Source organism: Candidatus Sphingomonas phytovorans, assembly GCA_029202385.1.
Taxonomy (GTDB): Bacteria; Pseudomonadota; Alphaproteobacteria; order Sphingomonadales; family Sphingomonadaceae; genus Sphingomonas; species Sphingomonas phytovorans.
This window is the reverse complement of record CP119314.1, coordinates 2510768-2519732: the sequence shown is the minus strand read 5'-3', so window position 1 is coordinate 2519732 and position 8965 is coordinate 2510768. Positions and strand designations below refer to the sequence as shown.

7 protein-coding genes and 1 pseudogene are annotated in these 8965 nt (G+C 64.2%); 4 read left to right on the top strand and 4 right to left on the bottom strand.

Annotation, left to right across the window (positions count from 1 at the left end; translation table 11 throughout):
• Position 1 precedes the first annotated feature (1 nt).
• Complete coding sequence (locus tag P0Y59_11560) at positions 2–400, top strand: hypothetical protein (protein ID WEK02283.1); 399 nt, start codon at positions 2–4, stop codon at positions 398–400.
• A gap of 197 nt (positions 401–597) precedes the next feature.
• Here P0Y59_11560 and P0Y59_11555 read toward each other — a convergent pair.
• Both P0Y59_11555 and P0Y59_11550 read right to left on the bottom strand, forming a co-directional pair.
• Positions 598–786 (bottom strand): annotated as a pseudogene (locus P0Y59_11555) (transposase).
• Positions 786–1728 (bottom strand): IS630 family transposase gene (locus tag P0Y59_11550; protein ID WEK02282.1). Its coding sequence is split into 2 segments (ribosomal slippage): positions 786–1391 and positions 1393–1728, totalling 942 coding nucleotides; the frame shifts between segments, so codons are not numbered across the junction. The pseudogene P0Y59_11555 and the gene P0Y59_11550 overlap by 1 nt, the downstream one beginning before the upstream one ends.
• A gap of 355 nt (positions 1729–2083) precedes the next feature.
• Here P0Y59_11550 and P0Y59_11545 point away from each other — a divergent pair.
• Positions 2084–2722: a DUF3617 domain-containing protein gene (locus P0Y59_11545; protein WEK02281.1), complete on the top strand. Its 639-nt coding sequence runs from the start codon at positions 2084–2086 to the stop codon at positions 2720–2722.
• A 393-nt stretch (positions 2723–3115) separates the two neighbouring features.
• Here the strand turns inward: P0Y59_11545 and P0Y59_11540 are convergent, their stop codons facing one another.
• Together P0Y59_11540 and P0Y59_11535 are read right to left on the bottom strand one after the other, a co-directional pair.
• Complete coding sequence (locus tag P0Y59_11540; GenBank protein WEK02280.1) at positions 3116–4639, bottom strand: CehA/McbA family metallohydrolase; 1524 nt, start codon at positions 4637–4639, stop codon at positions 3116–3118.
• A gap of 2 nt (positions 4640–4641) precedes the next feature.
• Entirely contained in the window at positions 4642–7134 is a 2493-nt protein-coding gene (locus P0Y59_11535) for a TonB-dependent receptor (protein WEK02279.1), read from the bottom strand.
• 282 nt (positions 7135–7416) lie between these two features.
• Between P0Y59_11535 and P0Y59_11530 the strand changes: the two genes are divergently transcribed.
• Positions 7417–7995 (top strand): RNA polymerase sigma factor, encoded by a 579-nt coding sequence (locus tag P0Y59_11530; protein ID WEK02278.1) that lies wholly within the window; start codon positions 7417–7419, stop codon positions 7993–7995.
• Positions 7962–8930, top strand: coding sequence for a DUF4880 domain-containing protein (locus P0Y59_11525; GenBank protein ID WEK02277.1), 969 nt, complete (start codon positions 7962–7964; stop codon positions 8928–8930). Before P0Y59_11530 ends, P0Y59_11525 begins: the two co-directional genes overlap by 34 nt.
• Positions 8931–8965 lie beyond the last annotated feature (35 nt).

Genomic DNA, 8965 nt, shown 5'->3' with positions numbered 1-8965 from the left:
CATGCCAGACCCGTACTACTGCAAACTGTATGTCGATACTGACGAGGATATCGAGAGGGTTGAAACGGCTTTAGATGACGCGGCAGCCGACGCTTTCGCAGATATCAGGGTAGATTACCCTGTATATGACAACGAGAACTTTGACCCGAGTTCTCGGGAGAAGCGGCCCTACGACTTTATCGAATGCTCGCGCTATTACGTTGAGCTGGGAACTGAGGAGCAGGTTGCCGATCAACTCTCCGGCTTCCAGTCTGGGGTCGCGGCGCTGATCAAGCGCCTCCGAGAGGAGGGGCGTTTTGTTACTGCATCGTGTGATTTTGAGGACGCTATCGCTGACGCCACTGGTTGGAACTGGACGGAAAGCAAGCCCGAACCGCCGGGGAGAGCTGTTGCGGCGTGAAAGCCAGATAAAGGCAGTGCCCCCCAGGCACTGCTAAGTTGCTGTCTGCGCATCGTCCTTCCCGCCAAGCGGCTCACATTGCCATGCCGACCGGTTGACCCTGATCAGCCTGCAGGCGCGACGCTCGCAGAAGCCGCGGTCGGCCATCAGCTTCTCCACCGCAGCGTAGCGATCCGCAGACCGGGTTAGTTTTTCCCCAGCAGATCCTTCAGCCGCCGGTTCTCGTCTTCCAACGTCCGCAACCGCGCCGCTTCTGAAACGGTCACGCCGCCGTACTTCGCCTTCCAGTTGTAGAACGTCGCATCGCTGATGCCGTGCTTTCGGCACAGCTCGGCGGTCTTCACCCCAGCCTCGTGCTCACGCAGCACGCTAGAGTCGGATGACATCAGCTTGATCCATAGCCGGCGTTGAGCAGGTAATTGCGGCATTCGGTGGGGCTGAAGGTATCGAGCAGGGAGCCGATGCGTCGCCATGTTGCGTCGTGGGTGCGCTCGGCGGCCTTGCGCATCAGATGCTTGAGTTTGGCGAAGACCTGCTCGATCGGATTGAGGTCGGGGCTGTATGGCGGCAGGAACAGGAGCTTGGCGCCAGCACCGCGGATCGCCCTGCGGATTGCGGGGCGTTTGTGGCTGCTCAGATTGTCCATGATGACGACGTCGCCAGGCGAGAGCGTCGGCACAAGGAACTGCTCGACATAGTCGGTGAAGCTCTGGCCGTTGACCGGCTGGTCGAGCACGCAAGGGGCATCGATGCGGTCGCAGCGGAGTGCCGCCAGGAAGGTCATCGTGCGCCAATGACCATAGGGCACCTTGGCATGGAGACGTTGCCCGACCGGCGCCCAGCCGCGCAACGGTGCCATGTTGGTCTTCGCCCACGTCTCGTCGATGAAGACGAGACGGGCCGGATCAAGCTGGCCTTGATACTTCTTCCACTGCTCACGTCGCCGGGCGATCACGGGGCGGAGCTGTTCGGCGGGCAGCACGCTTTTTTTTGAAGCTCAGCCCCTCGGCGTGAATGAAGCGCCAGACCTGAACATAATCAACCTTCACCCCGCGTTCCGCCAACTCGGCCACTAGGCCGCGTAACGTGAAGTCTGTGGCGGCACGTTCCAGCAGCCAGTCGCGATTGGGGCCGGACAGTATGTTGGGCTTGTGGCCGCCCATCTGGCCAGGGGATGCGCTGCCCGTCTCGCGAACGCGCTGTACCCATTTGATCGCCGAACTCGCCGCCACACCAAAGCGCGCCGCCGCCGCATGGCGGGACATCCCATCCTCAATCACCGCCGCCACAACCCGCTCGCGCAGGTCCATCGAATAGGGCTTCGCCATGCTCGCTGGCCTCCAATCCCCAGCCAGCATCTTGAATCAGAAAATCAACTCAAAGGGAATCCTCCTTGAATCAATCAAATGTCATCCCGCTCTAATGATCTGATCCTCGGTAAAACGGCCTCGCCGCATCGCTCGTCTCCATCTCACGAGCTAACTTACCAATGGCATGATTGCAGGGCAGCAGGTCAGTCTGAGCATTATGATCCTCGCTCCCGTGGCGGGCTCACAACCAAGACCACCTCGTAGTCGACGTGTCCGGCGGCGCGCCCGCATCGGCCGATCAAGAAAGCGACACCAGCATTCTCGTCATAACCCGCCAGAAATTTGCAATCCCAGTGGATAGCGAGGCGATGTCATGCGTTTCGCGTTCGCTTACCTGGCACCTGCTCAGGGTGCCGTCGTGCCAAGCCAAAGGGAGAAGGCCATGAAGAATCTGGTTATGTTGTTGCCCGCTATCGCTGTTCTGGGCGCCTGCCATTCCCAATCAAGCGTCAAGGCGGAGAATGCTTCGGTCGCCGAAGTCGCTGCGGTGACGAAGGATGCCGTGAAGCTCCAGCCAGGCAAATGGCAGACCACGATCAAGATCCTCTCGGTCGATGCGCCGGGCATGCCCGCACAAATGGGCGCGGCGATGAAACAGCAGATGAGCGCGGCAGGAAGCCAGACGGTGGAGAGTTGCCTCACGCCGGAAATGGTCGCCAAGCCGCCGGAGAACATGTTCGCTGGCGGCGCGCAGAACTGTACGTATGAGAAGTTCTCGATGTCCGATGGCAAGATGGACGCTACCCTGGTCTGCAAGGGCGGCGCCGCTGGGCCGGGCGAGATGCGCGCCACCATGTCGGGCAATTTTGCCAGCACCAGCTATGACGTGACGAGCGATGCCTCGATGAACATGCCCGCAATGCCCGGCGCGGCCGGTGGCGGCAAGGTCAATACCAAGACGCAGGTCATCGGCAAGCGCGTCGGCGAGTGCGACGCGAAGAAGACCAGCTAGACCGGCAAGAACCGCGTACGATCAGTTTCATTCCTCCGTCACCCGGACTTGTTCCGCGCGCGCTTGGCTTGCCTCTCGGCAAGCCAAGCCTGTGTCCGGGGAACACAAGCTCACTCGAACGCCGGGGTGGCGCAAGTGCAACAGCCTCATTTTGCTTTCGAGGTTGATTATGAGTAATTGTATCTAACTATATATTTGAAAATAAATGGTAAAATGCGAATTCCGCTTCCGCCCGGGCCCGAGAATGTCAGCAACCCTCATGGCATTCCCAACACGCGTTCGATTCAATCACTAAGCCGCATCGCGTAGAACGGCATCATGGTGGGCGTCAGCGCCTCGCTTCCTTCTCATCGTTCTTCTCATCGTTGCAACAAGGGAGGCAACCCTGCTGCCCTATCCCGCCGCCGCGATATAGATCGGGTTGCCGATCAGCAGCAGGCGCCCCCGGTCGTCGCGGACCTCCGCGCGGATCCAATGGGTGTGCCCGTCGCTGTGCCACGGTGCGATCGAGACGGGATGGTTCGCGTCGAACGCAGCGCGATAGGCGGGCTCCGCCTTGCCGTCGACGATCACCTGCACCGTTCCGCTCGGTACGCCCTTGAGGTCGACGGAGAGGCGAACGGCCTCGCCGGCGCGCAGGCGCAGCGTCTGGCCCATATCGGCATGCTGCGTGCCGCTGGAGGCCGACAGGTCGAGCAACCGGTCCTTCGTACCCTCGACGTCGATGAAGACCCGGCCCGAGCGGATGCCCGAGAGGAATCCGCGTACCGAGAGTTCAGACATATGGACGACGGTGGTCGGGCTGCCGATCGCGCCGGGTTCGTTCGCCGGGCGATCGGCCTCATGGCTGTCGCTGCCGCCGATGCCTGTCACGTGCCGGCCTGTATTCAGCAGTCCGGTCCAGTAAGCGAGCCCCTGGAACTGGCTGTCGGCCGATCGCGTCTCCCGCATGGTGCCGCCGTTCACGACCTCGACTGAATCCACCGCGCCGTCCGGCAGGCCATCGATGCGCCAGCCGCAGCCCATGCAGATCTCGCCGGATGGCGCGCCGGGATGGTTGATCGAGACGATTCCGCCTTCGCGATGAGCCGCGTCGATCCATTTGCGCGCCTGGTCCCAGGTCGGGCCGGCCATGCGGAAATCGAGGAAGCCGGTTGGGCCGAAGACGTTGCTATGGCCCCAGAAAGTGGTGATCTCGCGCCCCGGCACCAGCAGCAGCCGGTCGAACGCACCCTGCAATTCGCGCAGCGCATTATAGTGCGCGGTGGTGTTGTGATCGCTCAGCGCGATGAAATCGAGACCGCGCACTGCTGCTGCCTCGACGGTGCGATAGACGGGGCAGGGGATGCTCGTGCCCGACTGGGCCTTGCATCTGCCGTCGCTGTCGCCGCTGTGCATGTGAAGGTCGCCGCGATACCAGCCGGGCTTCGCAGCGATCGGGGCGTTGGCGAACTCGGTCACGGTCGGCGCGCGGTCGATGAAGATCCGCGCCTCGTACGGTGCCCGCGCGCCCACGCGGATGTTGGGCGCGCCGAGGATCAGGTTCCACCGTCCGGCGGGCAGCGGACCGGGGAGATAGCCCGGCGTCGCATCCTCGGTGCTGAGCGTCATATGGTCGCGCGTGCCGCCGCTCCAGCCGCGGAAGCGCAGCGGGTCGCGCAGCCCGAGGTCGATGACGGAACGCTGTTCCTTGCCGCCATAGGTGAAGCGGATGGTGATCCGCGACACCCCCGCGGGCAGGTCGAACGGGACATCGGTGTACCGCTCATAGTTGGCGCGCGTCAGCTCGCCCTTGAGCACGCGCCAGGGCGTGCCCGCGTCCGCCCTTTCCGATGGCCCCGCCCGGCCGTCCCGCGCGAAGGCAGGCGCGGCCAGGATGAGGGTTGCGAGAAGGGCGGACGCGAGACGCTTTTCCATGGTCAGAACCGATACATCACGGCCGCGCGGAAATTCCGCCCGATCAGCGGGCGCGCGATGAAGGTGTTGGCGCCCGCATCGGCGTTCTGCAGTTCGCCCGCGCGCGGATTGCCCTCGGTCAGGCCAAGCGAGTTGTTGAGGTTGTCGACATAGCCATAGAGCGACAGGCTGCGGGACACGTCGAACCGCGCGCTCAGGTTGATCGTGCCATAGGCCGGCAGCCGCACCGAATTGGCGGTGTCGACATAGCGCGCGCCTTCATATTCCCACGATCCCTGCAGGCGGATGCGCCCATCGAGCAGGTTGAGGCCCGGTACCAGGCGCAAGCTCACCGTCGGCACGCGGATCAGGCGGTTGCCATCGAAGTCGAAGGTCTTTTTCGAGGCGTCGACATAGGTCAGGCCCTTGTAGCGCGGGTCCTCGAGCGTCGCGGTGGCGGACAGGTCGAACCAGCGCACCGGACGCACCGTGCCCTCCAGTTCCAGGCCGAAGGTCTGGGTGTCGGCATAGCGCGTCTCGCTGATCGCCGGACCGTTCAGGTCGAAGCGATAGTTGGTGAAGGAGACGTTGTTGTACTTGGTCCAGAAGCCGGTTGCGTAGACGTCGATCAGCGGGCTTGAATATTTGAGGCCGATCTCGCCCAGGTCCATCGTCTGGATGACGGGAGTCGATGTCGGGCTGGTGACGAAATTGCCCAGGCTCGGCAGGCGATTGGCCGATGTGTAGCGGGCGAACAGCCCGGCATGCTTGCTGAACTGATAGTCGACGCCCAGCGTCCAGGTCGCATGGGCGTAGTTCTTGTCGTAATTGGCATAGACGCCGCTGCCGGTGAGGATCGACGACGTCGCCGGGGTGCCGAGATTGACCGTCTTCTTCAGTCCGACCGTGCCGCGGGTGCGCATCGTTTCCCAGCGCACGCCGCCATCGACGCGCAGATTCGGCGTGATCTGCCATTCGTCGGCCAGGTAGAGTGCGTGGCTGGTCTGCTCGCCATGCGCATTCTCCCATTCATAGCCGTATTTGTAGATGCCATGGTCGGTGAAGGTCTTGAGGACATTGCCCGCGCCATCGACCGCGACCAGGTCGAGCAGCCGGCTGTTGTTGCGCACGTCGAGCAGCGCGGTCGAGGAATAGCGGCTGAAATCCTCGTCGATATGCGCGAAATAATAGCCGAAGGTGATGTCGTGGGTGGTCGAGCCCATCTCGAAACGGTGCGAGATATGGGTGTCGCTCATGAACTCCTTCACCGGCAGTGTCAGGCCGCGCAGGCCGCCGACGATGACCAGCCCGTTGCCGTTCTGGTTGGCGGTGTCGAAGATCTGGCCGGGTGAGGTCGCATAGCGGAACTGGAGTGCGGTCGCACCCGGTGCCTGGCCCAGCAGGCCGACCTGCTGGGTCAGCAGGCTCGACGCGCTTTGCAGCGTGTTGGGGAACACGCCGTTCCGCTGGGTCCCGGTGTCGTTGTAGCGGGTGACGTTGGAGATCTTCCAGTCATCCCAGGGCTCAAACTCGAACTTGCCGGTGATCTGGGTGCGCTTCACCTGGGTGCCGACGCTGTTGTCGAAATCATAGGTGCCGCCGTCGCCCTGGATCATCCGGACGCGCTGTGTCTCCGGCCCCGCGACCGTGCCGTAATTGCCGCTGAAGCCGGGCACCGCGCGGATCTTGCCGTCCGCATAGGTGCGCATCGGGATGCCGGTGTAGAAGCCGACAATGTCGTCCACCCGCTTCACGTCGAGGCTGACCTTGGCGCGCTCCCATTCGCGCGACACGGTGGCGCGGATCTGGCCGCCGCGATTGGCGGTGAAGCCGGGGTCGCGGACGCCACCCTCGGAACGATAGAAGCCGCCCAGCGCGACCTTCCAGTCACCAATCGGCGCCCCGACCCAGAAATCCATGCGGTACATGCTGTCGGCGCCCAGCGAGGCCTTGACGAGGCCCTCCGCCTTGTCGCCCACCTTGCGCGGGATGAAGTTGACCGCGCCCGCCGGCGCATTCGAATAGAAAAGCGACGCGGGGCCGCCACGCACCACTTCGATCCGCTCGATCGTCTCGTCCAGGCGGAACACCTGGTCGCCGTTCAGATAGCCGAGCGCGGGATCATGCTGGACCGGGATGCCGTCCTCCAGCAACTGGATCGAGCCGAAGCCGTCAACCGGCACGCCGCGCGCACGGACGTTGCCGCTTGCCTCGCCGCCGGAGGATTCGACCCAGAATCCGGGGACCGACTTCAACGCCTCGGTGACGCTGGTCGGAGCCTGGAGGCGCAGCGCCTCCTCGTCGATTCGCGTGACCGAATAGCTCATCTCGGCCTTGGTCCGCTGGCCGGTGCCGGCGCGGCCGGTGACGATGATATCGCTGGCTTCGCCGCCTTGCGCGGGCTGCGCATCAGGCTGCTGGTCGTGCGCCTGGGATTGGCTGTCCTGCGCCCATGCGGGGGCCGTCCCGGCGTATAGCAGGGCGAGCAGCGACGATGTCATCAGGTACGGCTTCATGATTTTCCCCTTCGGTTGATGTCTCTGGCGGTTTTCCGGACCCGAGAGACGCGCGTCCGGTCGTTCCGGCGCGCGGCTGCGCGTCGGTGAAAGGCGTTCGTTTGTGCTTCGCCGCGCAGACGGGGCAGGGGGTGGTTTCCGCTATCGGTCGCGCAAATTTTTTCGGTGTGGCGATGTCAGGCGCCTGATGCGGCCCCGGCCGGCGAGGGACTGTCAATCGGCTGTCACAACCGGCCTTTAGGCGGAGTCTCGGTTCGGCATTTCGGATGGGGCGGCGACGACATGGCATGGCTGCGCGACATCGACATATGGTTTGCCGATCACGTCTTCGCCTATCACCAGCAGACGCGCCGCTACGCGATCAGCCTTGTCCGGCAGGCGGAGGAGGCGGAGGAACTGGTGCAGGAAGCCTATGCGCGGCTGTTCGCGCTCGAAGACTGGGCCTCGATCGCCAATCCCCACGCCTTCACCCTGCGGATCGTCCGCAACCTCGCGATCGAACGCTTTCGTCGCGCCGAGGTCGTCAGGCTCGACCGGAGCGCGATCCTGCACACGCTCGAAGTCGCCGATCAGGAGCCGACCCCCGACGTCGTGGCGATGGACCGGTCCGAACTGCGCCGGGTCGCCCAGATATTGCAGGAAATGCCGCCGCGCATGCGCGAGGCGATGGTTCTCCGGAGAATTGAGGGCTTGCCCCCGGCTCAAGTAGCGGAAAGAATGAAGATCTCCGTCTCCACGGTGGAGACACACTTGATCAAGGCCCTTCGCCTGTTGACGCAGAGGCTGAACCGGCAGGAAGCGCAGGCGAAGACGGAGCGAATACCCGCATGGGAGAGGAAGGAAAGGCTGGAGCAGGGCTGAGCGAGCAGGCGATCGACTGGCTGGTGGCGCTCGATTGCGGCACCGCCGACGAGCAGGCGTTCGATGCCTGGCGCACTGCTGATCCCCGGCATGCCGCTGCCTTTGCCCAGGTCGCCGCGACGTGGCGGCGAACCGCCGACCCGCGCCTCCCCGCGCTGCTCGACGAGCCCGCCGAAGCTGTCGCGTTGCCAGAGCCCGATCGGGCAGCGACGGGAAGCTGGTCGCGCCGTGCGGTTGCCGGGGGCGCGGTTGCTGCCATGCTCGGTCTCGGCGGCGCCGGCGCCATGCTGGTGTGGCCGCGCAGGGCATTCGCCTCGACCGCGGTCGGCGAGCGCCGGACCATCCGTTTGCCTGACGGCAACCATGCGATGCTCAATACCGATACGCGCGTCGCCTGGCGTTTCGAGAATGAGCCCGAATTCTGGATTGAGCGAGGTGAGGCGGCTCTGCTCGTTCGCGAGACAACCAGGCCGTTTCGCGTATACAGCGATCCGATCGATGCGCGCCTTGGCGGCGGGAAGTTCACGTTCCGGATCGAGCCCGGCGGCGGCGAGCTTCTGGTTGTCGCCGGGAGGGCCGAGGCTGCCTATGGCGGCACGCCCGCCGGAACGATCCATGCCGGCAGCGCGCTGACGGTCAGTGACGGTGCGGCGCGGATATCCGCCCGGTCACCGGACGCCATCGCGGCCGCCACTGCCTGGGAAGATGGCAAGATCGTCTTCAACGGCATGCCGCTCGATCGGGCGATCGTCGAGTTCAATCGCTATCTTCCCGACAAGATCGTGCTGCAGCAGGCGGACCTCGCCGGCACGCGGCTCGGCGGGGAATTCCAGATCGACAACCCCGATGGCTTCCTGCTCGCCCTTCGCGACGGATTCGACATCGACCATCGCCAGCAGGGTAATCAGATCCAGCTTTTCCGCCGCCACGACTGACGGCCGACCCGGACGATGCACGTGCAGGGCCGTCG